Source organism: Salinivibrio kushneri (assembly GCF_005280275.1).
Classification (GTDB): domain Bacteria; phylum Pseudomonadota; class Gammaproteobacteria; order Enterobacterales; family Vibrionaceae; genus Salinivibrio; species Salinivibrio kushneri.
Genome location: NZ_CP040021.1, coordinates 485,188 through 509,352, shown reverse-complemented (window position 1 = coordinate 509,352; position 24,165 = coordinate 485,188). Strand labels below are relative to the sequence as shown.

Sequence of the window (24,165 nt, the reverse complement as noted above, 5' to 3'; positions counted from 1 at the left end):
CTCACATGCTCTTTGTGCTAAGTATGGGATTATCTAATACCTGAGTAAAGTGTTCAAGTATTGCGCGTTTGATCGCAACTGTGATCAGTACGTATTAATTGCCAATCTTGTCTTAACGAAATCATACTCTACCTCGCCAGTGTTCCGTATCTTTGGTTAAAATACGCCAACGCAATTTAGGCCAAGCCTTACCAAACAGGATATGTCATGACCAAATCAGCACAACTTTTTCAACAAGCTAGACGCACCATTCCCGGTGGCGTGAATTCTCCCGTGCGTGCTTTTGCCGGTGTCGGCGGCGACCCTGTCTTCATGGAGCGTGCTGACGGCGCGTACATTTTTGATGCCGACGGCAAAGCTTATATCGATTTTGTTGGCTCTTGGGGGCCGATGATCTTAGGCCATAATCACAGCGCAATCCGCGAAGCCGTGGTGGATGCTGCTCAGCGTGGCCTCAGCTTTGGTGCGCCAACCGAGAGTGAAACAACCTTATCGGAGCTGGTAGCAGAGTTAGTGCCTTCGATGGAAATGGTACGCATGGTGAACTCAGGCACTGAAGCGACCATGAGCGCCATTCGCCTTGCGCGCGGATTTACCAAACGCGATAAATTCATCAAATTTGAGGGCAACTATCACGGCCATGGCGATTGCTTGCTGGTCAAAGCGGGGTCTGGTGCCCTCACCCTCGGTGAACCCAACTCTCCAGGGGTGCCGGCCGACTTTGCCAAGCACACTCTGACCTGCACCTATAACGACCTAGACTCGGTGCGCCAAACGTTTGAGACCTATCCTGACGAGGTGGCTTGTATCATTGTTGAGCCGGTATCCGGCAACATGAACTGTGTGCCGCCGCAACCCGGCTTCTTACAAGGCCTGCGCGAACTGTGTGATGAGTTCGGTGCCTTACTGATTTTTGATGAAGTCATGACTGGCTTTCGCGTGGCATTAGGTGGCGCGCAAGCTTACTACGACGTCAAACCTGACTTAACCACATTAGGCAAAATTGTCGGTGGTGGTATGCCAGTGGGGGCATTCGGGGGACGTCGTGAGGTAATGGAATACTTGGCTCCGACAGGGCCAGTATACCAAGCGGGAACACTCGCCGGGAATCCCGTCGCCATGGCGGCCGGTCACGCCTGTTTGTCTGAGCTTCGCCAGCCAGGTAACCACGATTACTTGACCCATGTGACCCATCAGCTCGCAGAAGGGTTCAAATCCTTAGCTGACAAACACGGTATTGCGCTGACCACGAACCAAGCAGGCGCGATGTTTGGCTTCTTCTTCACCGAGCAAGAAACCGTCACCTGCTTTAAAGATGTGCAACAGTGTGACACCGAGCGCTTCAAGCGTTTCTTCCACTTGATGCTCGAGCAAGGCGTGTACTTGGCCCCTTCTGCGTTTGAGGCTTGCTTTACCTGCTTAGCGCATGGGCAAAAAGAAATTGATGCCACGCTCGCGGCCGCTGACCATGCTTTCGCCACATTGGCCGCTGACGCCTAGCTCCTTGATGTTATCGCGGTATCGCCGTGATGCTAAAAAGCCCCACAGGTGACTGCGGGGCTTTTTTGTACTTAAAGGTATGCATATTGCCCTTATCATAGGCGCAATATCGAGGTTGACACTAAAATATCGAGCGGCCAATTCGAGCCGATAATAGCTCCAACGCAGCCGTTCCCGCTAAGGAATTGCCCGAAGGGTCTAGCTCCGGCGACCAGACGGCAATCGACATCTCACCAGGCACAACGGCAATAATGCCCCCGCCTACCCCGGATTTACCTGGCATGCCTACGCGATAAGCAAATTCACCCGCACCATCGTACAAGCCACAAGTCGCCAATAAGGCGTTCATCTGTTTGCTTTGTGTCGGGCTCAAGATAGCGGTGTCATCACTTAGCGGTGTCCCTTTATTGGCCAGGTAGAAAAACGCCTTTGCCAAATCGACACAGCTCATCTCTAACGCACAATAATGAAAATAGTTGGTTAATACTGGCACCACATCATTATCAAAATTGCCAAATGCACGCATCAGATAGGCAATCGCTGCGTTTCTGTCGCTGTGCAGCATTTCGGAGTCCGCCACTGCCTTGTCGTAACACAAATGAGGGTTACCCGCGAGGTGGCGTACAAATTCAAGCATCCGTTGACGAGGCGCAGACTGGCGCGTGTGTAGCATGTCGCTGACGACCAATGCACCGGCGTTAATAAAGGGGTTACGCGGGATCCCTTGCTCCATCTCAAGCTGGATTAACGAATTAAACGCTTGTCCAGAGGGCTCTTTGCCCACACGCGTCCAGATTTCCTCAGCTTGATAGTTTTGCATCGCCAGTGTCAGACTCAACACCTTGGAGATCGATTGAATAGAGAATGCCTCATCCGCATCGCCGGCACGGATCACATCGCCATCTTTATAACACACGGCGATCCCGAGTTTGTGATTGGCTACATCGGCTAATGCGGGAATATAGTCAGCCACCTTGCCTTGTCCAATTAATGGCCGAACATCGTCAAGAATTTGCTCGAGTAATTGCGCACTGGGTTTCAAGGGCAGGTTCCTTCTACAACATAGGACAAAAAAGCCAACCTCAGGTTGGCTTTAAGTGCGTAACAGATGCTGAGTGATACACGCGTCTTTTAGGCGGTGCGCGTGTATTTGATATCCCAAACACCGTGGCCAAGGCGCTGTCCACGCTGCTCAAATTTAGTCAGAGGACGATCGTCAGGGCGTGGGACATAAAGCCCCTCTTGCGCCACGTTCTGATAGTGAGGCGCGGCTTCCATCACGTCAATCATATGTTCGGCATAGTTTTCCCAGTCAGTGGCCATGTGGAATACGCCACCCACTTTCAGCTTGTCACGTACCATTTCAGCAAACGGTAGTTGGACAATGCGGCGCTTATGGTGACGTTTTTTATGCCAAGGATCAGGGAAGAACAGTTGCACGGTGTCGAGGCTGTCTTTTGGCAGCATTTGCTCAAACACCTCGACCGCATCGTGACACATCACACGTAGGTTGGTGACACCGGCTTCGCGCGCGGCCATCAAACAAGCACCCACGCCTGGGGTGTGGACTTCAATACCCACAAAGTTTTTCTCGGGGGCATTTTTAGCCATCTCCACCAAAGAAGCGCCCATACCGAAACCGATTTCCAGCACCACCGGATTGTCGTTGCCAAACACCTGCAGCCAGTCCAGTTCGGTCGCCTCGAAGTCAATGCCCATGGTCGGCCAAGATTCGTTGAGCGCTTGCTCTTGGCCTTTGGTTAAACGGCCTTCGCGACGCACAAAGCTGCGTACTTTACGAATAACTTTGCCATCCTCGGTCAGTTCGGTTTTAGTGACTTCAGTCATGATTGAGTGCCTGTGATGCAGTGTTAGTGATGGTGGTGAAAAAGACCATCGATTGTTGGAAATCTAAACGGACTGCGCATTATGCAAAGTTTTCGCCATTGCGCAAGTTGGCCGCACTGATCCTATTAGTGTGCCTGCTCGTTAGTGTACCCTGTGACCTGCCTTTGTGCACGTGTGAGCAAAACAATAAGAGAGAGCACAGTGAGTCAATCTTTTTCCGACGCCATTTTAAACTGGTACGAGCAATATGGCCGTAAAACTCTGCCTTGGCAAAAAAACAAAACCCCGTATAAGGTCTGGCTCAGCGAGATCATGCTGCAGCAAACCCAAGTGAGTACGGTGATCCCTTACTTTGAGCGTTTTATGACGCGCTTTCCAACAGTCACCGATCTCGCCAATGCCGAACAAGACGAAGTGTTGCACCTATGGACAGGACTTGGCTATTACGCCCGCGCCCGCAACCTACACAAAGCCGCACAAGTGATCGCCCGCGAGCACAACGGCGTGTTTCCGACCACACTCGAGCAAGTCATGGCGCTACCTGGTGTCGGGCGCTCAACTGCCGGCGCAGTGCTATCGCTGTCGCTTAATCAGCCCCACCCTATTTTGGATGGCAACGTCAAACGCACCTTGGCACGCTGCTATGCCGTCGAGGGCTGGCCGGGAAAAAAGCCGGTAGAAAACAAGCTTTGGGAAATCGCTGAGGCACTCACGCCCACCACGGATACCGATAAATACAACCAAGCGATGATGGATATGGGTGCCATGGTGTGTACTCGCAGCAAGCCTAAGTGCGAGCTTTGCCCGGTCGCAGACCGCTGTGAAGCGCGCGCGCAAGGCCGTCAGCTTGATTTTCCCGGTAAAAAGCCCAAAAAAACTCTGCCCGTAAAGCAAGTCAGCTTTTTACTTATTCAATACCAAGACGATATCTGGTTAGAGCAGCGTCCGCCCAGTGGACTATGGGGCGGGCTATGGTGCTTACCGGAAGCATCAGAGCAGACACTTGATGACGATATTGCCGATAAGCTGCAGGGGATCAAACCGACTCACACTGAGGTGCTCACCGCGTTTAGACACACATTTAGCCACTTCCACCTAGACATTGTCCCCGTCAAGGTGTGTGTGAATCAGCGACCGCAAATCATCATGGAAGCGAACCAAGGGCTTTGGTATAACTTGTCGCAACCAGCAAAAGTTGGGTTAGCCGCACCCGTGAAAAAGCTGTTAACCTTATTAGAACACGAGCGCCAACAACACCTCACAGGCGATGACAAGGAGCCTAGATTATGAGCCGTACCGTATTTTGCCAACGTCTACAAAAAGAAGCCGACGGGCTAGATTTCCAGCTTTATCCCGGCGAGCTGGGCAAACGCATTTATGACAACATTTCCAAAGAAGCCTGGGCTGAGTGGCAGAAAAAACAGACCATGCTCATCAACGAGAAGAAACTCAACATGATGGATCCTGAGCACCGCAAGGTGATCGAAGAAGAAATGGTCAAGTTTTTATTTGAAGGCCAAGATGTGCACATCGACGGCTATGTGCCACCCGAGGCTTAATTAACGCGGTCCCGCCCACACTCGGGCATCGTCAAGGCTACAAAACACCCGCATTGTGTTAGTCTCAGTGCGGGTGTTTTTTATACTAATGCAATAAACGATGACGCGAATACTTTGCTTGTTGGTGTGCTGCTTTAGCACCTTGCTGTCCGGTTGTAGCCGCGAAAGCGTAGAAAAATATGTGGGCGTGGATTATCAAACCACCAATCGGTTTGCCAAAAACCTAGCGCCCATCCCCGGCCAGTTCGAAAAAGACATCGACGCCCTTAATCAACTGATTAGCCAATTCACTGGCAACATTGAGGTGCGCTGGGGCGAAAACCAAGTGTTCGTGTCAGGCAAACGGGATTACGTCAAATACACAGACAATTACAAAAGCCGGGCGCGCATTGATTTTGAACGCGGTGTTATCCGCGTGGAAACCGTCGCCACGGATGCACCGAAGTCCCACCTCAAACAAGCCATTGTCACCACCTTGCTTACGCCAAGAGATCCGGCCTCCGTCGATCTCTATTCTGCGGCGAAAGTGCCACTCAATGGGCGTCCGTTTCTCGAAGGCCAAGTGGTGGATCATGAAGGAAAAACCATTACTTGGGAGTGGCGCGCCAATCGCTTTGCGAATTACCTGATTGATAAGCGCTTAAAAAAGAAAAAAGTACGTTTTCAAAACATGTATTACGTCACCATTCCCATGGTCAAGGATCATGCCGCCAAGCGCAGCTATCAATATGCCGATATCGTCCGCCGTGCGTCCAAGCGTTATGGCATCTCGGAAAAGCTGATTTATGCGATCATCAAAACCGAAAGCAGTTTTAACCCTTATGCGGTGAGCTGGGCCAATGCCTATGGCCTAATGCAAGTGGTGCCCAAGACGGCCGGACGTGATGTGTTCAAATTAGTCAAAAAACGCAGTGGCCAACCTACCCCCAAGTATCTCTTTGATCCAGAGCGGAATATAGATACTGGCACCGCCTATTTTTATATTCTCAAAAACCGCTACCTTAAAGCGGTGCGCGATCCACTGTCTCTGCACTACAGCATGATTTCAGCCTATAACGGCGGGACAGGCAATGTGCTGCGCACATTTGATACGAATAGACGTCGGGCCATGCAGGATTTAAACAAGCTGCGCCCGAACCAAGTCTATTGGGCACTGACCCATCGCCATCCCTCTTCGGAGTCACGGCGCTACTTACAAAAGGTCACCCGCTATCAAAAAGCGTTTTCTAAACTCCCCCAATAAAGGGTGGTCAGCGCCGATTTTTGCCTGTTTTTGTCGCACTTCGCTGAGTTTTTATTCAAGCAATGCGATATCAGCACTTTTTTCAAAAAAACAGTTGACGGTGAGACGGAAAATCCGTTTAATAGCGCCCCGTTGGCCCGGATAGCTCAGTCGGTAGAGCAGGGGATTGAAAATCCCCGTGTCGGTGGTTCGATTCCGCCTCCGGGCACCATATAATGAAATAATGGTGTGACACACAGTATTTCGCGATTTGTGTGCCGGCTTAGCTCAGTTGGTAGAGCAACTGACTTGTAATCAGTAGGTCGCCAGTTCGACTCCGGCAGCCGGCACCATTGCCTCGATAGCTCAGTTGGTAGAGCAGGGGATTGAAAATCCCCGTGTCGGTGGTTCGATTCCGCCTCGAGGCACCATTATTCCCCCATAGTTCAGTTGGTAGAACGCCGGACTGTTAATCCGTATGTCACTGGTTCGAGTCCAGTTGGGGGAGCCACTTTTAAAGAAAACGCTAGCCGAAAGGTTAGCGTTTTTTTTGTTTGGCTATCGCCATGCCGTATTACTCGCCCACACTCTAAGTCGCGATAACGCACTTAGTCCCCATAAATGGCCTCCACTAAAAAATTCGCGACTTCCGTTAAACACAGCGTCTTTGCCGCTCCCCCTCGTTCAATTGCCACGCGAGGCATTCCCCATATAACAGAGCTGGCTTGGTCTTGCGCGGCAGTCAGCGCCCCCGCTTGGCGCATTTTCAATAGCCCAGTGGCGCCATCTCTTCCCATTCCGGTCAATATCACGCCAATCGACTGTCTGCCGACAGAGCCTGCGATGGATGAAAACATCACATCCACGGAAGGGCGGTGGCGCTCAACGGGAGCACTATCGGAGAGCTGACAGTACAAATGTCCTTGCCGGTTGACCACGGTGAGGTGTCGATCGCCAGGCGCGACATACACGCGCCCTTGCGCCAACAGCACTGTGTCTGATGTGACGGCTTCAACTTGCAATCGACATACGCGGTCTAATCGCTCGGCAAAAGGGCCACAAAACGCTGCTTTGATATGCTGTGTGACCACAATGGGTGGCATGTGCTTGGGTAAGCGCTCGAGGATACCACGTAGTGCCTCTGTCCCGCCCGTCGATGCCCCTAGCCCGATCACTTGATAGCCACTACGGTTGAAATGCTGACGGTCGATGGTGACGTTCGGCGGTTTATTCCAAAGGTTTGTGTGGCCAACACTCGCCTGCGCCGCCATCTTCACTTTGCTGATCAGCTCCTCACGCTCACGGATCATGGCAGTGGCAAGGTTCAATGATGGTTTAGGTACATAATCCACCGCCCCAACCTCCAGTGCTGTCAGGGTGACATCTGCGCCATGCTGGGTCAGGGTCGACACCATGATCACTGGCATCGGTCGTAAACGCATCAGGTTTTTAAGAAACTGGATGCCATCCATTTTGGGCATTTCAACATCGAGCGTGATCACATCCGGGTTAAACTTTTTAATTTTTTCACGCGCCTCGTAAGGATCGGCAGCCAAGCCAACGACCTCTAACTCGCTGTCACTGTCTAAGCATTCCCTGATTAGGGTGCGATAGAGCAAGGAATCATCAACCACCAATACTTTGTAACGATATTGGCTCATCAGAATAGCTCCACGTCTTGCTCATCGGTGCCATCCTCATAAGACTCTCGCAGCAAGCGCTGATTGTACTGGCTCTCTTCCGCCACCAATTGCTGACTCAGTGACTGGATTTTCTTCACCCAAGCCTTACCCGTGCGAGGATCGAAGAGCACTTGGCGAGGAAAGACCTGTCCAAGATCTTCCGACACCAAGAGAAGCTGCTCATTGGTGACATATTGACGAACAAAGTCGATATTTTTGCGGCCAATGGCAATATTTTGCCTCATAATGTTACCACCACCGAATAACTTCACTCTTAGCCGACTTTTTACCGCCCCTTGTTGAAGCAAAGAATTAATCAGTATTTCCATGGCGTAATTACCGTAACGGGCAGCATGAGACAAATACGGCTCCGCTGTCCAAGCACTCTCTGCCTCTTCGCACTTAAGAGGCAACATAAAATGGTTCATGCCGCCCACTTGAGATTCGGGATCCCAAATACACGCAGCTATGCATGAGCCCAAGCCAGTGGCAATCAACTCATCATTAGCGCTGACATAAACATCGCCCGGTTGTAGCTTCACCATGTGCTTGTCGTGCTCAGGACTAAAAAAACGGGTGAGTGTTTTCTCTTGAGCATGCCGGTGTAATTCCAGGGCTTGGCGCATATCACTCCCGTTTACGGTATATGGTGTGACCTAAATTATCGAACTTCTCCGCCATCTTTCCGAGTCCTTCAGAATGGCCGATAAAAAGTACCCCCGCCGGTACTAACTGGTGCCAGAACCGCTCAAGCAGCCGTTGCTGTGTGGCGCGATCAAAATAAATCATCACGTTACGACAAAAAATCGCATCCATCGCTTGCTTATGAGACCACTCTCCTTTCAGGTTAAGTGGCTCGAAACGGATCGCATCCCGAAGCTGGCGCTTGGCCTTGAATAGATCTTGCTTGACGCCTTTTCCTTTTAAGAATCCGTTTTGCAAATAAATTTCTGGAATCGAATGGACAGCATCCAAACTGTAAAGGCCTTTGCGAGCCGTATTGAGCACATGGGTGTCTAAATCAGTGGCGAGGATTTGTACATCCCATTGCCTCTCTAACAACCCATGCCCTGCAAGTACAGCGGCAATGGTGTAAGGCTCTTCCCCCGTCGAGCAGCCCGCAGACCAAATCCGAATACGCTTTTGCTTAGCCGCTTGCCAATAGGGGATCAATTCGCGGGCTAAAAACTCGAAATGGTGGCGCTCACGAAAAAACTGGGTTTTATTGGTGGTCAGTGCATTAACAAACGCGACTCGTTCGTCTTTACTCTGCTCAACCAACGCGAAGTAGTCATCAAACGTCGCCATGCCTGTTCTACGTAGGCAACGCACCAGACGGCCGTACACCATATTTTTCTTTTTATCCGCAAGAAAAATTCCCGTCTCATTCGCCATAAACACTTGTACATATTTAAAATGACGCTGACTAAAATCGTAAGCACCAGATGACGCATTCACTGGCGCAGTCATGGTTAAAATTCCTCCCACTCATCGCTGACCTCATCACTCGAAGGCTTTTGATGACTGCTCACTTGGCGAGGCTCGTAGGCGGCTTCTCCATTGCGGTAATATTGCCCTCTTGCCTTGGAAACGGCTTTATTGGCGTGCTTGGGCGCGCTTTTACGTTGAGTGTGAGGAGGATGAAGATCCGCTAACTTTTCAGCATCGATGTCAACTCGAAAGAAACCAACCAGGTTGATTAACTCGGCACCTTCTTCCCGCATCGCCTGACTAGAAGCTGCAGCCTCTTCGACTAAGGCCGCGTTTTGTTGCGTCATTTGATCCATCCGAGCCACGGAACGGGTGATTTCATCAATACCTGTGGCTTGCTCTTGACTTGCCACATTGATCCTATCAATGAGCTGAGAGACCTCAGACACAGAGGCGACAATCTCTCCAAGCATCGCGCCTGAATCATCCACCAGCTTCGAGCCTTGCGCGACTTTTTCCACACTGTCCTTGATTAAGTCTTTAATCTCTTTCGCTGCGCCCGCACTGCGTTGTGCCAAGCTACGCACTTCACCCGCCACAACGGCAAAACCGCGTCCTTGCTCCCCCGCACGCGCCGCTTCCACCGCCGCATTCAAGGCAAGCAAATTGGTCTGGAAGGCGATTTCATCAATCACCCCAATAATATCGGCAATTTTCTTGCTGGCATCATTGATTTCCGCCATCGCTTCAATGGTTTCTTTGACTACATCACCGCCCTTGCTCGCTTTTTCACTGGCCTTACTCGACGCCAAATTCGCCGATGATGCGCTCTCGGCATTTTGCTTTACCGTCGCGGTCATTTGCTCCATGCTCGCCGCAGTTTCTTGTAAGTTAGCTGCCTGCTCTTCGGTGCGCTCACTGAGATCATTATTACCCTCAGCAATTTCGGCTGACGCTGACGCCACCCTTGCCGACGAGTGCGTGATCTTTTCAACCATATTACGAACATTGTTGATCGAGGTATTAATCGCTCGGCTGAGAACGTCAAAGTCGCCTTTGTAGTCTTCCGACATGGTCATTTTCAGGTCGCCTTTAGATACGCCCTGCATGACGCGAATAGACTCGTTCACCGGATCAATAAAGCTATCCAATAATTGATTGATACCGTTGCCGAGTTTCGCCATAGAGCCACGGTATTGACTGGTGTTCATTCTTGCAGTGAGGTTGCCTTCCGCAGCACTCGCAATCAGTCGTTCAACCTGGCGCTGGCCATCCATCTGCTCAGTAATATCTTCCCATTGCAACCCTGGCCCGATGTATTCGCCATCATCGTCATAAAGCGCAATACAACTCAGCGCAAATTCGAGTTTTCCCAACGTAATTTCCGCTCGGTAAGGCATACAGTCAGGGTTGGCAATCACAGACTGTTGGTGCGCAGGATTTTTATGGAATTGATCGATACTGGACCCCACCAGCTTATCCACTGAGAAGTTGGGGAAGATTTCACGCATTTCACTCTCACGACTTTTGAATAATTTGGTCACAGCCGGATTGAGGTAACGAATAATGCCGTCTTTATCGGCCAGCATGACATTGGTGGTCATTCCTTCCACAATGGCAGCAAGCAACGAGTGCTCTGACTCTTTTTTGCGCTTTATCGTGACATCACGCCACTCAATCGTCGTGCCGATATGCTTTCCATGACGGTCGTAGTTGGCGGTAGCATGAAACTCAAAACGCGCCTCTTTAAGGCGGATATCCCGGTTAATGGGCATTTTTTCAGGATTAAGAAAGGTTTCGCGCTGCAGTTGAGGGAATAAGTAGTCAATGTATTTGCCAAGAATGTCGTCACGGCTGGCGGCAAAGGCACTATTTTTCGCACAGAAGGCTTTCTCATACTGTTTGCACAATGTCACTGCCTGCTCATTCACATGCGTGATCTCACCGTGTGCTCCGAGTAAGACAAAGGCACTGTGGGTATGGTCCAGTGCCGCTTTAAGGCGTTTATGTTCTTCGGTTTGGTGGGCACGTGCCGTCACATCACACAGCTCAACACTGTAGCCATCTCCATCAGCGACTTTACTGGCAGACACCCGCAACTTACCCGCGCCTAACTCGATGGTTTGGACAGATGGTTTGTCGTCGATAAGCTGCTGCCACTGTTGGTAGTCGACTAAGTCAGTCGCGAGTATTCGGCTCATGGGTTGACCAACGAGTACCTCACTTTTCGCGATAAAATCCTCATTGCCACGTTCGCGAATCGCAGCCTGGTAACATTGCAACAGTTGCAGCGCACGTCGATTAATTAAGGTGACGTGCTGCTGACTATCAAGCATCACAAGTGCAGCAGGCGAGACATTCAGTGCCGCGAGAAGCTGCACATTCTGTTTGGTCTGTTGGTTGTCTTGCTTTGCTTCCCTTTTAAACCACGCCATATTCTAGTCCTCGTTTGCACTTTCTGGTTGTGCGCTTTGTTGTAACTGATCAAAGTCGAACAACTGCTCCAAATTAATTAATACCAGGTGTCTGTCATTCACCGCCGCAATCCCTTCCATATACCACTCATCCTGATGATGAAGCCCCGGAGGATCCTTAATTTGCTGCTCTTCCAAATTGTGTACTTCTGCTACCGCATCCACCACGATGCCAAGCGACACCCCTTGTTGGCTACGCACGATAATAATGACGCTCGTGGCGCTGATCGTTGCGGGGGGCATGTCAAAGCACTGACGAATATCCATAATCGGAATGTATTCTCCCCGTCGCTCCAGCACCCCTAACATATGCGGCAGGGTGTTAGGGATACGGCGAACGTCCGACCACCCTCTTACTTCTTTCACATCGAGTATATGGACGCCGTATTCTTCATCTTCGAGTAAGAAACTTAAGTATTCTCGCGATTGCGTCATGCTCTCTCCTATATCCATCGCTCGATACGCAACAGCTCATCGACATTCACCAATGACATCACCCGTTCGCCAACATTGAGTAAGCCGCTGACATAAGCAATCACTTGAGAATCACCGAGTGGAGGCATAATTTGTCCCTCCCCTTGGTCAACCACATCCGAGACGGCATCAACCACGACGCCCATAATTTTGCCATTGGCCATCTCGCTGGCTCGCAGAATCAGCACCACCGTCTCTCGATGATAGTCCACTTGAGAGGCCTGAAAGCGGATGCGTAGATCCATCACCGGCACGATCATCCCACGCAAGTTGATCACGCCAAGAATAAATGCCGGTGAGCGTGGGATAAGCGTGGGAGGTGACCAAACACGGATCTCTTCCACCGTTTGAATGTCCACGCCATACAGCTCGCCATCGAGTTCGAAACTCAGATAATCACTGCCTTGCAGTTGCTCAACACGGTCATCAATATCAAGCACAGTGTCTGATTCCACTCCCGTCTGCATATCATCTCCTTATGCCGCGGCAATATGGCCGCTCGCATCACTGACACGGGCTAAAAACTGCGTGATCAAGCCTTGAATATCTAAGATGAGAGAAACAGAGCCATCGCCTAAAATGGTCGCGCCAGAAATACCCGGTACGCGAGCGTAATTGGACTCCAAGCTTTTAATCACCACTTGCTGCTGACCAAGTAGCTCATCAAGTAACAGGCCGACCTTTTTATCTCCCGCTTCCACCAAACACAGCAGTTGTTTATCGAGATCATCGTCAGTGCTGCCCAAGCCAAATTCTTCTTTGAGTCGAAGAATGGGAATATTTTCTTCTCTCAAGCGATAGAGCTGCACACCGGATGCGGTCTTAATTTGGCGACTATCCACCTGAAGCGATTCAATGATAGAGATCAAAGGCACTACGTAGACTTCTTCTGCGATTTTCACCAGTTGACCGTCCAAAATCGCCAGTGTCAGCGGCAAGCTGATTTTGAAGGAACAGCCTTGATCTACCGTTGAGTGCACATCAATATTGCCACCTAACTGCTCGATATTACGCCGTACCACATCCATGCCCACCCCCCGTCCAGAAACATCAGACACCTGTTCTACGGTTGAAAAGCCTGGGGAAAACACCAGGTTAAATACATGGCTATCCGTCAATTCACAGAGCGGGATATCATCAGAAATCAGCCCTTTATCAAGTGCTTTTCGCCAAACCCTTTCTTTATCCAAACCTGAGCCATCGTCACTGACTTCAATGACAATCGAGCCACCTTGATGATAAGCGTTCAGATGCACCATCCCAGTTTCTGGCTTACCTTTTTCCATGCGTACTGCCGGGGTTTCTAAGCCATGATCAACCGCGTTGCGAACCAAGTGAACCAGCGGATCAGAAATGCGCTCAAGCACGGTTTTATCTAGCTCGGTATTCTCCCCCTCAATCACCAACTCCACTCGCTTTCCCAATTGCAAGGATAGGTCGCGAATCAAGCGAGGGAAGCGGTTAAAAGCAAAACTGATGGGCAACATACGGATATTGAGCACGCTTTCTTGCAGCTCTTTGGTATTGAGCATCAGTTGCTCAAGGCCAGATTGCAATTGCTCAAGCCGCTCAGGGGAGAAGTCACTACTTAACTCTGCCAACATCGACTGCGTAATCACTAGCTCGCCCACGAGGTTGATTAGGTTATCGACTTTATCGATGTCCACGCGGATCGAGGAGACACTGGCATCACTTTTCACCGCGGGTTTGTTAGCTTTCTTGACAGCGGGGGGTGGCTCGGAAGATGAGGCATTTTCCGGCGTTTGTGGCTCAGTGGCAGGCGCTTCCGCCGCAGTAGACGCGGCATCCATATCACTGGGCACGCTACGATGAATGGGGGTAATGGTGAGATCGCATTCGTCTTCAACCCATTCGAAAATCGCTTCGATTTCATCGCGTGGGACATGACCATCAACCTGAATATCCCACCGTAAATACAGCTTTTCTGGGTCTAGCTGCGCAAAGTTTGGTAGGTGGGTAGGGTCACAACGAACCTCCGCCCCACCAGGTAATGCATGTAACTCACGCAAAATCCGCACAGGATCATTGCCTGAAAATAACATCGCTGGGTCCGGCACAAAGCAGATTGCCCACTTTTCGATATCTGAGCCGGCCGGCTCTTGCGGGGCCAGGTCAGTCGACAACGGCGCCGAGGAGAGATCGTTTGATGAGGAAGAGGCAGAATCATCACTATCCATGATCGCATTGAGGGCGGCATTGACTGCATCGGGTTCGCTTTTGTCGTACTCAGCGTCATTTTCGTAAGCCTCAAGCATCGCGAGAATGCAATCCACACCACGCAGAAGAATATCAATGGTTTGCCTATCGAGTTGTCGGTTGCCCTCGCGTGCCTCATCAAGCAAGGTTTCCATCACATGGGTGAAGTGGCTGATATCGTCAAGATTAAAAGTCGCCGCGCCACCTTTAATCGAGTGCGCGGCACGGAAAATGGTATTCATGGATTCAAAATTTGCTGCACCGAGGTCGAGTGCGAGCAGGCCTCTTTCGAGCACTTCAAGGTTCTCGCGACATTCCTCGTAGAAAATGCGTCGCAATTGATCCATATCCATGGCCATATCCCCCTCCGTTGATGTGCCTTACAGCACACGCTTGAGTGTTTTCAATAAGGTATCGGGGTTAAAGGGTTTGACGATCCATCCAGTCGCGCCCACCGCCTTCCCCGCCGACTTTTTCTCAGCAGAGCCTTCGGTGGTAAGCATCAAGATAGGCGTAAACTTATATTGCTGCACCTCTCTCACTTGTTTAACAAATTCAATGCCATCCATTACTGGCATATTGACGTCGGAGATGATCAAATCAAACGTTTTAGACTTTGCTTTTCGCAATGCATCGGCCCCGTCGTTGGCCGTCTCAACGTGATAACCTGCCTCCTTTAATGTGTGGCTCACCATTTGCCGAATGGATACCGAATCATCCGCTGCGAGTATATTTGCCATCCTCTTACTCCAACTCCGTCGATCAACTATGTAGTTTCAATAAGGTGGTCATGCCAGTCTGTTGCGCTGAGATAAACAGGCAGTCAGGGACGTTCAACCACTCAACATCATCACAAGTCAGTACCCACGCCAATAACAACTGCAGGCCAGCACCATCGATTCGGCTCAGTTGGCTCGCGTCAATCACACATGAAGAGGCGTCCGCGACTTTCGCCTCCCAGTCCGCTTTGGCTTGCTGTACGTGAGAAACGTCGAGAGATTCTCCGAGTTCTATTTGCATGGCTGAACCGCCCTAAACGGTTGTCAAAAAAGACATCTCATTTGCTTGTTGAATAAGTGTAGCAATAATCAATCGAACAACTTATATAAGGCCTTATTTTTGCTGAGGAGGTTTTGGTCAATGCCTTGTTTATGAATCAGCACCATCAAAAATAAAAATTAAAAAACAATAAGATAAGAAAATCAGGTGGGATAAATGACAAAGCAAAGACACCTTTATGTGGCTTTTTGTCAATGTAAATTAATGAATAAGATCACAAAAAGTCGATATGCCAGGCAGGAATTTAGGTTTATACCCATGGAATGCGTCAGTTAAATAGACTTTGACATTCTTAGGTTAATGCTATTAAATAGAGCACCTTAGCCCGGATAGCTCAGTCGGTAGAGCAGGGGATTGAAAATCCCCGTGTCGGTGGTTCGATTCCGCCTCCGGGCACCATACTTAAGAAAAATCCCTGCTCAAACGAGTGGGGATTTTTTATGCCGACACGTGTCGGTGACCTTGCAGGCCGCACCTTGCAGGCCGCAATCTATTCCACCTCCGGGCACCATATTTAAGAAAAATCCCTGCTCAAACGAGTGGGGATTTTTTTATGCCGACACGTGTCGGTGGCCTTGCAGGCCGCACCTTGCAGGCCGCACCTTACTGCGACAGCGAATCCCCCCTACTCTGACACTTTTGCTACCCTTTAAGTCAATTTTCGTTCAGTGCGATAGCGATTAGGCTTTTTACTCAACAGCGCCTGTTTATGGTAATCTGTTGGTGGTTATTCTTGTCTTTTACCTCATGGATCGAGTGTCATTAACGCATGTCAGCCAGTAGCATTAAACTCTCAACAGAGCGACTTCAAGCCGGTCTTTATATCAAACTGCCGCTAAAATGGCGCGATCATCCATTTATGCTTAATCGTTTTCAAATAGAAAGCGAGGCACAAGCGAAGGTAATACGCTCGCTCCCAACAAGCTTTGTCTACTACTACCCAGATAAAAGTACAACGGTCCCCTTACCCGCGCTGACAGAAAAAAAAGAAAACCCGGATGAAGTCGATCCACATGCAGTCAGCCGAGAAAAAGCGGCGATGGAGCAGGAAAAACAACAGCGAATAGAAGAGCAACGCCGCTTTCGCGCACGCATTCAAAAAGTGCAGAAGCACTATCAACGTTCAATGGCACAACTGCGGGCGATCAATATGAAAGCGGCCAACCGTCCTCAAGCAGCGAACGAGGATGTCCGCATGCTCGTCGATAGCATGATGGTCTTTGGTAGCGAGTCGAATGTCACCCTGCACCTGATGGACGATCCGAGTTTGGCAGAAGACATGTATGCGCACTCACTGAATGTGGCCGTTCTCGCGCTGATGTTGGCACGCAGTAACGGGTACGACAATGACCAGCTTCGCTCGCTGATCACCGGCGCGGTGCTGCATGATATCGGTACCAAGAAGGTGCCGTCGGCCATCGTGCGAAAAAAGGAGCGACTGACAGAGCCGGAAATGAATTACTACCGTCAACATGTTAATTATGGGGCGGAGCTAGTAGCAGAAATGGAAGAGTGTACCCCTGAGGTCGAAACCATCATTGCCCAGCACCACGAGTTTGCTAACGGCAGTGGCTTCCCCAAAGGCCTATTGGGCGATGACATCGACGAAGCGGCGCAGATTGTCAGTATGGTGAACTTTTTTGACCGCTTATGTCGTCCTCAGTTTGGCGCATCCGCACGGATGCCTTTTGCCGCCTTGTCTCATCTTTTTAAAGACAATAAAGCCAAATTCAACCCGCGTCTGTTGGCACTATTTGTCAAGATGATGGGCGTTTATCCGCCAGGAACGGTGGTAAAGTTGTCGAATGACGATCTCGGCATGATTATCTCGGTGAACAGCTCTGCCCTGCTTAAACCCAATGTGATGATTTATGATCCGGATATTCCTTCTGATCAAGCCACCATCATTGACATGCGTGACAGTGAGCTAGAGATAGACACGGCTGTGCCTATCTCTAAACTGCCAGACGCGGTAAAAGAATACCTGAAGCCGCGCACCCGGATTTCGTATTTTATGGACGCTGACGGCTAAGCGACGACACATTAATCGCCACTAGGATCAGCTTTGTCCGCTTTCTCGACGGCTCGATGCAGCTCCACCGTCAGGTTATCAATAAGGCGTGTCGTACCAAGATAGGCGGCGACGAGAATCACCGCTTGTCGGCTGTTTTCATGCAATTGCGCAAGAGACGTGGCGTCACGAATATAAAATTCATCAGGCTGTAACCCCGCCGCACGCAGTTGATCGTGAGCATCTTCAATCAGATCATCGAGATCACGACTCCCATTACGCATTTGCGCACTCATCCAGCGCATGGTTTTCGCCAGCACTGGTGCACGTTGACGCTCATCGACGGTTAGGTTGTTATTACGAGAGCTCATCGCCAACCCATCACTTTCACGCACGGTAGGCACACCAATAATTTCAATCGGCATAGCCATGTCTGCCACCAATTTGCGGATCACCGCCAATTGCTGAAAGTCTTTTTCGCCAAAACAGGCCACCGCCGGCTGCACCAAATTAAAGAGTTTGCTCACCACGGTGGCGACACCACGGAAATGACCGGGGCGCGATGCCCCTTCTAACATGGTTGAAAGTCCTGGCACCTCAACTCTAGTATGTGCATCCAGTCCGTGTGGATAGAGGGTATCGGCCGTTGGTGTAAACACCAACTCCACGCCCTCCTCACGCAACTTGGTCAAATCATCATCCAATGTACGCGGGTAGTTGGTTAAGTCGTCCGCGCGATCAAATTGCATCGGATTAACAAAAATGCTGACCACCACCACATCGCCTTGCTCCCGGGCTTTGCGAACCAAGGTTAAATGCCCTTGATGGAGATTCCCCATGGTCGGTACAAAGGCGATGCGCTTGGCCGCTTTTTGCCACTGATTAATGTGATCGCGCAGTGGCGCCACCTCAGAAATTACCTGCATACTCGGTCTCTCTATTTAAACGTGTGGGCGGAACCGGGAAATTCGCCACTCGCCACTTCTTGCACATACTTAGCCACTGCCGCACGCGCATCACCGGTCTCTGCCAAGTAGTTTTTCGAGAACTTAGGCATGTAGTTTGCCGATACGCCGAGCATATCATGCATGACCAAAATTTGACCATCTGTGTCACCGCCCGCGCCAATGCCAATCACAGGCACAGACACGGTTTCAGTAATGCGCTTGGCCAGTGAAGCGGGAACGCATTCCAGCACAATGATCTGCGCGCCGGCTTTTTCTAGCGCGACCGCATCGGCTACCATTTGCTCGGCTTTTTCTTCCTCACGGCCTTGTACTTTAAAGCCACCAAAGATATTCACCGATTGCGGGGTAAGACCTAAGTGCGCACAAACCGGCACGGCGCGCTCGGTGAGCATTTTCACCGTATCAACCAACCATGATCCGCCCTCGACTTTGACCATATTGGCGCCCGCTTTGATCAATGCTGCGGCATTGGTGCAGGCTTGCTCAGGGGTGGCACAGCTCATAAATGGCATGTCGGCCATTAGCAAACTATTTGGACTCCCTGCTCGGACACAGCGGGTGTGGTACGCCAGCTCGTCAACCGATACCGACAAGGTATCGCTTTTACCTTGCAGCACCATGCCTAACGAATCGCCAACCAATAAAACAGGCACATCCTGCTGCTCAAACAATTGAGCAAAGCTCGCATCATAGGCAGTCAAGGACGCAAATTTCTGTCCTTGCTGCTTCCAAGTGATCAGATCGGTAATTGTGATTTTTTTCATTGTGTCTCCCAAAGCCTGAAACTGGGGCCCACCGATTAAACGTGATCGCAAATACGGGTTAAACCATTGCGATCAACGCGCGTCAGGCACGCGGCGAGGGTGCTGCCATCAGGCAAGCACAAGTCGGGGGCGATATCGGCAAGTGGATAAAGCACGAACTCACGCACTTTCATGCCATAATGTGGCACCGTCAGTCGCGGCTCGTCGATGACGCGATTGCCATAGAGTAGAATATCAAGGTCCAAGGTTCTTGGTCCCCAACGCTCTGCTTTGCGTTCCCTGCCATAATCAAGCTCAATCGCTTGTGTTGCATCCAATAGTGTCAGAGGGTCAAGCTGAGTGTCCAGCGCCGCGACGGCATTAACATAATCGGGCTGATCGGCCGGCCCCATGGGTTTGCTGGTATAAAGGGCTGACGCTGCCACAAAATGACTCTGCGGCAGTGACTTTAACGCAGCAATCGCCTGTTTGGCTTTTTCTACAGGATCACCGAGATTGCTGCCAATGGCGATATATACCCGATTCATGCGTCTGAATTTGACTGCGGTTTACGCCGACGTGGCGGCCCTTTACGTCGACGAGACTTGGGTTTACGCGTATTATGAGCTTTATTGATCGCACGCACCATTTTTTGGCGGCCACTTTGATCCGCACGCTGAAAGTCTCGCCACCACGCACACAGCGCTTCTGTCTCTTCACCTTCTACCGCACCGCGCATCTCAAGCAAATCAAACGCGGCACGGAATTTTTTCTCGTCCAACGTTTTAAACGCACGCGCCCCGGTGCGACGCGTCATGCGCATTTGCAATTGCCACACTTCACGTATCATGGCGGTGAAGCGCCGCGGAATGGCGATGGTCTTCACTTGCTCATCCACAATATCACTGGCGGCCACCATGAAGGCGTCGTAGTAGCTCAAGCCACTTTCAAATGCCATTTCTTCCGCCCGTGTCACCAAAGGATACCAAAGCATGGCGGCAAATAAGAAAGCCGGGTTAATGCGTTGTTCGTTAACCACCCGCTTATCGGTTGAGCGTAATACCTGCTCTAGCATTTGCTCTGTTTGGCTGGTTTGTGTCTCGGTAAAGTGTGCGGCCACTGCCGGGAAGAGTTGCTGAAATAAATTGTACTCGCGCAACATTTGATATGTCGCGACCCCTTGACCGGATTGCAACAACTTCAAGCTTTCTTCAAACATTCGAGCGGCTGGGATATCTTGCAATAACGGCGCAAGCTCGACAATCGGCGCGGCGGTCGCGCTGTTAATCGTCATATCGAGCTTAACCGCAAAGCGCACCGCGCGTAACATCCGTACTGGATCTTCACGGTAGCGCGTTTCAGGATCACCGATCAGGCGGATAACGCGGTTATTGAGATCATCAAGCCCCCCTGCGTAATCCCGAATAGAAAAGTCGGCGATATTGTAATACAGCCCGTTCACCGTAAAGTCACGGCGCTGCGCGTCTTCATCGATGGTGCCATATACATTGTCACGCAATAGCATCCCATCTTCTGAGCGAGCCGTTTGCTTATCTTTCTCGCCTTTGCCGTGGTGGCCTCGGAATGTGGCCACCTCAATCACATCGCGGCCAAATAGGATGTGGGCAAGACGAAAACGCCGCCCAATGAGTCGACAGTTACGAAACAGCTTTTTGACTTCATCTGGGGTGGCATCGGTGGCAATATCAAAGTCTTTGGGTTCACGCCCCAATAAAAGGTCTCGCACACCGCCACCAACGAGGTACGCTTCAAAGCCCGCTTTGTGCAGGCGATAAAGCACTTTCAGCGCATTTTCGCTGATACCTTTGCGCGAAATGCCATGTGCTTTGCGGGGGATAACTTCCAACTTAAGATCCTCAATTGCGCGTGTTTTACTATCACGATTCAGAACCTTACGGCAAAAGCTGGTCACTCGATTAAAGATAGCTCACCTCGTATTTAATTGTTCGGGCCATGAAACAGCGGCATATAATATATCAGGGTGGGCCATTTTAGAATGCTGTCGTCACTTCCGTTTTTCTCGGTATCTGTGCCAACGACCAACGCGTAACCGCCAGGTCTAATAATTGGGTGGGACTCTCCACCTCTTGCTCAGCCACTCCATGCAAACCAAGAAACGTCATCGCTGCGCGTAAAGCAGGAAGCGGCGCTTGATTATCAATGGCAGGGGCCCGGTTTTGCTTAGAAAGCTTATGTCCCTCTGCATTGACAGCCAGAGGCAGGTGTAAATAACGCGGCACGGGTTGGCCGAGTTGTTGGTACAACGCGATATGGCGCCCTGTCGGCATAATCAAATCCGCCCCACGCACGATATCGGTCACGCCTTGATCGATATCATCGAGTACCACCGCAAGATTATACGCATACAAGCCGTCGCGTCGTTTGATGATAAAGTCTTCATTGGCAAGGTGCGCATCAAGACCAAGCGTACCATGCAACCTGTCCTGAAAAGCGAGTACCTCGACAGGGCTTTTTAGTCTCACCGCCGCCGCTTGCGCCCCTTTATCTTTATCACGACACCAACCTCGGTAAACGCCACCCGCCTCTTTGATTTGCCGCCGGGTACAGGTGCAATAATACGCCTGCCCAGCGCTTAACCAAGCGTCAATCTGCGCTTGATAATCAGAAAGGTGCTGGCTTTGGTAACGCACCTCTCCGTCCCACGCAAAACCAAACGCCTCCAGCGTGCGCAAAATGTCACTCGCGGCGCCCGGCTGCTCGCGAGGCGGATCGATATCTTCAATCCGAACCAGCCACTGCCCATGGTGTGCGCGCGCATCTAAATACGAGCCAAGTGCCGCCACCAATGAGCCAAAGTGTAGCGGGCCCGACGGGGAAGGGGCAAAACGGCCAATATAAGCGGTCTGCGAAGTCATGATAAGCGCATAGACAGTAGTTGCGACGCCTGCAGCGAGAGTGAATAGCGCAAATTGTACGGGGATCTTGCGCTAACACAAGCACCCTAAAACACAAAAAGGGAGCCGAGGCTCCCTTTTATCTGTCTGCTTTCTCTCTGCCAACCAAGGCGAGCGAACAATGAGTGCAAATATAACGCGCCAGCGTTAGCCAGCCATTTGCTTTTCTTTTAGCTCAGCCAGTGTTTTACAGTCAATACACAACTCTGCTGTTGGGCGAGCTTCTAAGCGGCGCACCCCAATTTCGATACCACACGAGTCGCAAAAGCCGAAGTCATCATCTTCGATACGCTGCAATGTCTTATCGATCTTCTTAATCAGCTTGCGCTCGCGATCGCGGTTACGCAGCTCTAGGTTGAATTCCTCTTCCTGTGCTGCACGATCGACAGGATCGGGGAAATTGGCCGCCTCATCTTTCATATGATTCATGGTGCGGTCGACTTCTTCCCTGAGCTGATTACGCCACGCATTGAGGATTTTACGGAAATGCTCAAGCTGAGCCTCTCCCATATACTCCTCTCCAGGTTTCTCCTGGTATGGCTCTAATCCGGCAATGGCCAGGATGCCCAGCGATTTCTTTTCTTTGCTTTCTGGCATTCAGCTTCTCCTAAAAAACCTTGACATGACCCGTGTCTGTCAAATGAGGGCGCTATCTATAGCAGAAAGCCTTTAGGGTGGCAATCTTTGATTTACGCCGCGCAACGCCCAATGTGAACATGCTTACACTTTTGCAGTATGACCAACAAAAGGTACGGAATTAACCAGATTTAGCTCACTCGGCGACATCTGAGCCTGATAGCAGATCACTTCTACCCCTGACGCCAGCGCCTGATTTAATAACTGGTTATAATCCGGGTCGATATGGGGGGCGCCTGTGACTTTTTCAATCCCTGAGTGCAAAACAACGAATAATAAGACCGCACGATGTCCTTGCTCTGCCATCGCCATCAATTCACGCAAGTGCTTTTGCCCACGCTTGGAGACAGCATCCGGAAACGCCCCCCAGCCGTCTTCCTCCAATAATGTGACACTCTTTACTTCTATATAGCAGTCAGGTTTGTCATCGTCACGTAATAGTAGGTCTATGCGACTGTTTTCGCTGCCATAGCGTACTTCCGTCTGTAATTGTCGATACCCCACTAGTTCAGGAATACTACCTGCCTGCACCGCTTCAACCGCTAAGGGGTTAGCACGCGCCGTGTTGACACAAATCCAGTGTCCCTGCTGGGTATGATTGAGCTCCCAACTATGCGGGTATTTACGTTTGCTATTATCGGAGGTGGAATACCAAACCGTATCGCCTGGCGTCGCACAACCGGTCATCGCCCCGGTATTGGCACAATGCATGGTCAGCGACTCGCCATTAGCCAGCGTGACATCGGTTAAAAAACGTTTGTAGCGGCGTACTAAGGTTGCCGACGCTAGTGGTGGGGAAAACTGCATCTGCCGTTCCTGCTGATGATTAACAAAGGCTGAATTGATGCAGGCATTGGTATAACGCCCGCCCCTCATTATCTCGCGGTATCGATTCATCCGACGCGGAGGAAGGCGAAGCATATAACCCAAACCGTTGACAGGCAAATGTCTGTGTTGGCAGAGGTGGTAGGTGTAAAGCTTGTTGATCCTTGACGCCACGACGCAAGGTAATATGCGGCGTAAACGCATGACTGTCCGCTTTTGCGTGCCAAACGGGTAAGCTTTGTAAGTGATGGGCTAGATCAAACAATACCGGCGGGGGTTGGTTGAACGTCACACACGCAATTTTCGGCTGATCCCATACTTCAACACCTGAGGTTGTGAGAGAAAACGCAGGCAGAGCCAGGTTACTTGCCGCGGCTTGGAGCGCAGAGAGCTTGGTATCAGGGACCTCACCTAAAAACGCCAAGGTGAGGTGTAAGTTCTGATCGGGCACCGCGCGCCCCTCACCACAAAGATGATGGTGGTAGCGAACCAGTTGCTCCCGAGCGGCTTGATTGGTTTTCTCGTCCAAACCTAATGCGAAAAATAGTCGCATGGGCTCTCCTTTTACGCTCAGTCCGTT

At 50.7% G+C, this 24,165-nt stretch carries 24 protein-coding genes and 5 tRNA genes; 10 read left to right on the top strand and 19 right to left on the bottom strand.

The window, feature by feature from the left end; genetic code table 11:
- The first annotated feature begins 207 nt into the window (after positions 1 to 207).
- A complete protein-coding gene (gene hemL / locus FCN78_RS02490) occupies positions 208 to 1,500 on the top strand; it encodes a glutamate-1-semialdehyde 2,1-aminomutase (RefSeq protein ID WP_069363414.1) in 1,293 nt (430 codons plus the stop codon).
- 121 nt (positions 1,501 to 1,621) lie between these two features.
- Here the strand turns inward: hemL and glsB are convergent, their stop codons facing one another.
- Together glsB and trmB are read right to left on the bottom strand one after the other, a co-directional pair.
- Positions 1,622 to 2,542 (bottom strand): glutaminase B, encoded by a 921-nt coding sequence (gene glsB / locus FCN78_RS02485; protein ID WP_077484331.1) that lies wholly within the window; start codon positions 2,540 to 2,542, stop codon positions 1,622 to 1,624.
- An 89-nt stretch (positions 2,543 to 2,631) separates the two neighbouring features.
- Positions 2,632 to 3,348 carry a tRNA (guanosine(46)-N7)-methyltransferase TrmB gene (trmB, locus tag FCN78_RS02480; RefSeq protein WP_077659082.1) on the bottom strand — a complete coding sequence of 239 codons (717 nt, stop codon included), beginning with the start codon at positions 3,346 to 3,348 and terminating at the stop codon, positions 2,632 to 2,634.
- Positions 3,349 to 3,549: 201 nt separating this feature from the next.
- On the opposite strand from trmB, the gene mutY reads away from it, so the two are divergent.
- The 7 genes from mutY (at position 3,550) to FCN78_RS02445 (ending at position 6,640) form a co-directional block, all read left to right on the top strand.
- Positions 3,550 to 4,638, top strand: coding sequence for an A/G-specific adenine glycosylase (mutY, locus tag FCN78_RS02475; protein ID WP_077659081.1), 1,089 nt, complete (start codon positions 3,550 to 3,552; stop codon positions 4,636 to 4,638).
- Entirely contained in the window at positions 4,635 to 4,907 is a 273-nt protein-coding gene (locus FCN78_RS02470; protein WP_046074030.1) for an oxidative damage protection protein, read from the top strand. Before mutY ends, FCN78_RS02470 begins: the two co-directional genes overlap by 4 nt.
- A gap of 100 nt (positions 4,908 to 5,007) precedes the next feature.
- Positions 5,008 to 6,150, top strand: a complete 1,143-nt coding sequence (gene mltC, locus FCN78_RS02465) for a membrane-bound lytic murein transglycosylase MltC (protein ID WP_077520808.1) — start codon at positions 5,008 to 5,010, stop codon at positions 6,148 to 6,150.
- 135 nt (positions 6,151 to 6,285) lie between these two features.
- A tRNA-Phe gene (locus tag FCN78_RS02460) sits at positions 6,286 to 6,361 on the top strand.
- A gap of 45 nt (positions 6,362 to 6,406) precedes the next feature.
- Positions 6,407 to 6,482 (top strand) — tRNA-Thr (locus tag FCN78_RS02455).
- A gap of 2 nt (positions 6,483 to 6,484) precedes the next feature.
- A tRNA-Phe gene (locus FCN78_RS02450) sits at positions 6,485 to 6,560 on the top strand.
- Positions 6,561 to 6,564: 4 nt separating this feature from the next.
- Positions 6,565 to 6,640, top strand: a tRNA-Asn gene (locus FCN78_RS02445).
- 97 nt (positions 6,641 to 6,737) lie between these two features.
- Here the strand turns inward: FCN78_RS02445 and FCN78_RS02440 are convergent.
- From FCN78_RS02440 to FCN78_RS02400, 9 genes are read right to left on the bottom strand one after another with little or no spacing between them, the layout of a single operon-like run.
- Positions 6,738 to 7,790, bottom strand: coding sequence for a protein-glutamate methylesterase/protein-glutamine glutaminase (locus FCN78_RS02440; RefSeq protein ID WP_069363409.1), 1,053 nt, complete (start codon positions 7,788 to 7,790; stop codon positions 6,738 to 6,740).
- Positions 7,790 to 8,437: a chemotaxis protein CheD gene (locus FCN78_RS02435; RefSeq protein ID WP_069363408.1), complete on the bottom strand. Its 648-nt coding sequence runs from the start codon at positions 8,435 to 8,437 to the stop codon at positions 7,790 to 7,792. The genes FCN78_RS02440 and FCN78_RS02435 overlap by 1 nt, the downstream gene beginning before the upstream one ends.
- Position 8,438: 1 nt before the next feature.
- Entirely contained in the window at positions 8,439 to 9,281 is an 843-nt protein-coding gene (locus FCN78_RS02430; protein WP_077659080.1) for a CheR family methyltransferase, read from the bottom strand.
- A 2-nt stretch (positions 9,282 to 9,283) separates the two neighbouring features.
- Positions 9,284 to 11,677, bottom strand: a complete 2,394-nt coding sequence (locus FCN78_RS02425; protein WP_077659079.1) for a methyl-accepting chemotaxis protein — start codon at positions 11,675 to 11,677, stop codon at positions 9,284 to 9,286.
- 3 nt (positions 11,678 to 11,680) lie between these two features.
- Positions 11,681 to 12,151 carry a chemotaxis protein CheW gene (locus tag FCN78_RS02420; RefSeq protein ID WP_077484315.1) on the bottom strand — a complete coding sequence of 157 codons (471 nt, stop codon included), beginning with the start codon at positions 12,149 to 12,151 and terminating at the stop codon, positions 11,681 to 11,683.
- A gap of 8 nt (positions 12,152 to 12,159) precedes the next feature.
- Complete coding sequence (locus FCN78_RS02415) at positions 12,160 to 12,657, bottom strand: chemotaxis protein CheW (RefSeq protein ID WP_077456547.1); 498 nt, start codon at positions 12,655 to 12,657, stop codon at positions 12,160 to 12,162.
- A gap of 9 nt (positions 12,658 to 12,666) precedes the next feature.
- Positions 12,667 to 14,766, bottom strand: coding sequence for a chemotaxis protein CheA (locus tag FCN78_RS02410; RefSeq protein ID WP_077659078.1), 2,100 nt, complete (start codon positions 14,764 to 14,766; stop codon positions 12,667 to 12,669).
- A 21-nt stretch (positions 14,767 to 14,787) separates the two neighbouring features.
- Positions 14,788 to 15,147, bottom strand: coding sequence for a response regulator (locus FCN78_RS02405; RefSeq protein ID WP_069363402.1), 360 nt, complete (start codon positions 15,145 to 15,147; stop codon positions 14,788 to 14,790).
- Positions 15,148 to 15,169: 22 nt separating this feature from the next.
- Positions 15,170 to 15,427 (bottom strand): STAS domain-containing protein, encoded by a 258-nt coding sequence (locus FCN78_RS02400; protein WP_077456543.1) that lies wholly within the window; start codon positions 15,425 to 15,427, stop codon positions 15,170 to 15,172.
- Between the two features lie 362 nt (positions 15,428 to 15,789).
- Between FCN78_RS02400 and FCN78_RS02395 the strand changes: the two genes are divergently transcribed.
- Together FCN78_RS02395 and FCN78_RS02390 are read left to right on the top strand one after the other, a co-directional pair.
- Positions 15,790 to 15,865, top strand: a tRNA-Phe gene (locus FCN78_RS02395).
- Between the two features lie 370 nt (positions 15,866 to 16,235).
- Positions 16,236 to 17,498, top strand: a complete 1,263-nt coding sequence (locus tag FCN78_RS02390; RefSeq protein ID WP_069363400.1) for a cyclic di-GMP phosphodiesterase — start codon at positions 16,236 to 16,238, stop codon at positions 17,496 to 17,498.
- Between the two features lie 11 nt (positions 17,499 to 17,509).
- Here the strand turns inward: FCN78_RS02390 and panC are convergent, their stop codons facing one another.
- The 8 genes from panC to thpR form a co-directional block, all read right to left on the bottom strand.
- On the bottom strand, positions 17,510 to 18,403 hold the full coding sequence (gene panC, locus FCN78_RS02385; RefSeq protein WP_077659077.1) for a pantoate--beta-alanine ligase: 894 nt from the start codon (positions 18,401 to 18,403) through the stop codon (positions 17,510 to 17,512).
- Between the two features lie 11 nt (positions 18,404 to 18,414).
- On the bottom strand, positions 18,415 to 19,209 hold the full coding sequence (gene panB, locus FCN78_RS02380) for a 3-methyl-2-oxobutanoate hydroxymethyltransferase (protein WP_069363398.1): 795 nt from the start codon (positions 19,207 to 19,209) through the stop codon (positions 18,415 to 18,417).
- A 35-nt stretch (positions 19,210 to 19,244) separates the two neighbouring features.
- On the bottom strand, positions 19,245 to 19,736 hold the full coding sequence (gene folK / locus FCN78_RS02375) for a 2-amino-4-hydroxy-6-hydroxymethyldihydropteridine diphosphokinase (protein ID WP_069363397.1): 492 nt from the start codon (positions 19,734 to 19,736) through the stop codon (positions 19,245 to 19,247).
- Positions 19,733 to 21,097, bottom strand: coding sequence for a polynucleotide adenylyltransferase PcnB (gene pcnB / locus FCN78_RS02370; protein ID WP_069363567.1), 1,365 nt, complete (start codon positions 21,095 to 21,097; stop codon positions 19,733 to 19,735). Before pcnB ends, folK begins: the two co-directional genes overlap by 4 nt.
- Before the next feature lie 103 nt (positions 21,098 to 21,200).
- Complete coding sequence (gluQRS, locus tag FCN78_RS02365; protein WP_077659076.1) at positions 21,201 to 22,085, bottom strand: tRNA glutamyl-Q(34) synthetase GluQRS; 885 nt, start codon at positions 22,083 to 22,085, stop codon at positions 21,201 to 21,203.
- 186 nt (positions 22,086 to 22,271) lie between these two features.
- Positions 22,272 to 22,721: an RNA polymerase-binding protein DksA gene (dksA, locus tag FCN78_RS02360; protein WP_046074011.1), complete on the bottom strand. Its 450-nt coding sequence runs from the start codon at positions 22,719 to 22,721 to the stop codon at positions 22,272 to 22,274.
- Positions 22,722 to 22,844: 123 nt separating this feature from the next.
- Positions 22,845 to 23,567 carry a DNA/RNA nuclease SfsA gene (gene sfsA, locus FCN78_RS02355; protein WP_069363395.1) on the bottom strand — a complete coding sequence of 241 codons (723 nt, stop codon included), beginning with the start codon at positions 23,565 to 23,567 and terminating at the stop codon, positions 22,845 to 22,847.
- A gap of 19 nt (positions 23,568 to 23,586) precedes the next feature.
- Positions 23,587 to 24,138 (bottom strand): RNA 2',3'-cyclic phosphodiesterase, encoded by a 552-nt coding sequence (gene thpR / locus FCN78_RS02350; RefSeq protein WP_077659075.1) that lies wholly within the window; start codon positions 24,136 to 24,138, stop codon positions 23,587 to 23,589.
- Positions 24,139 to 24,165: the final 27 nt, after the last annotated feature.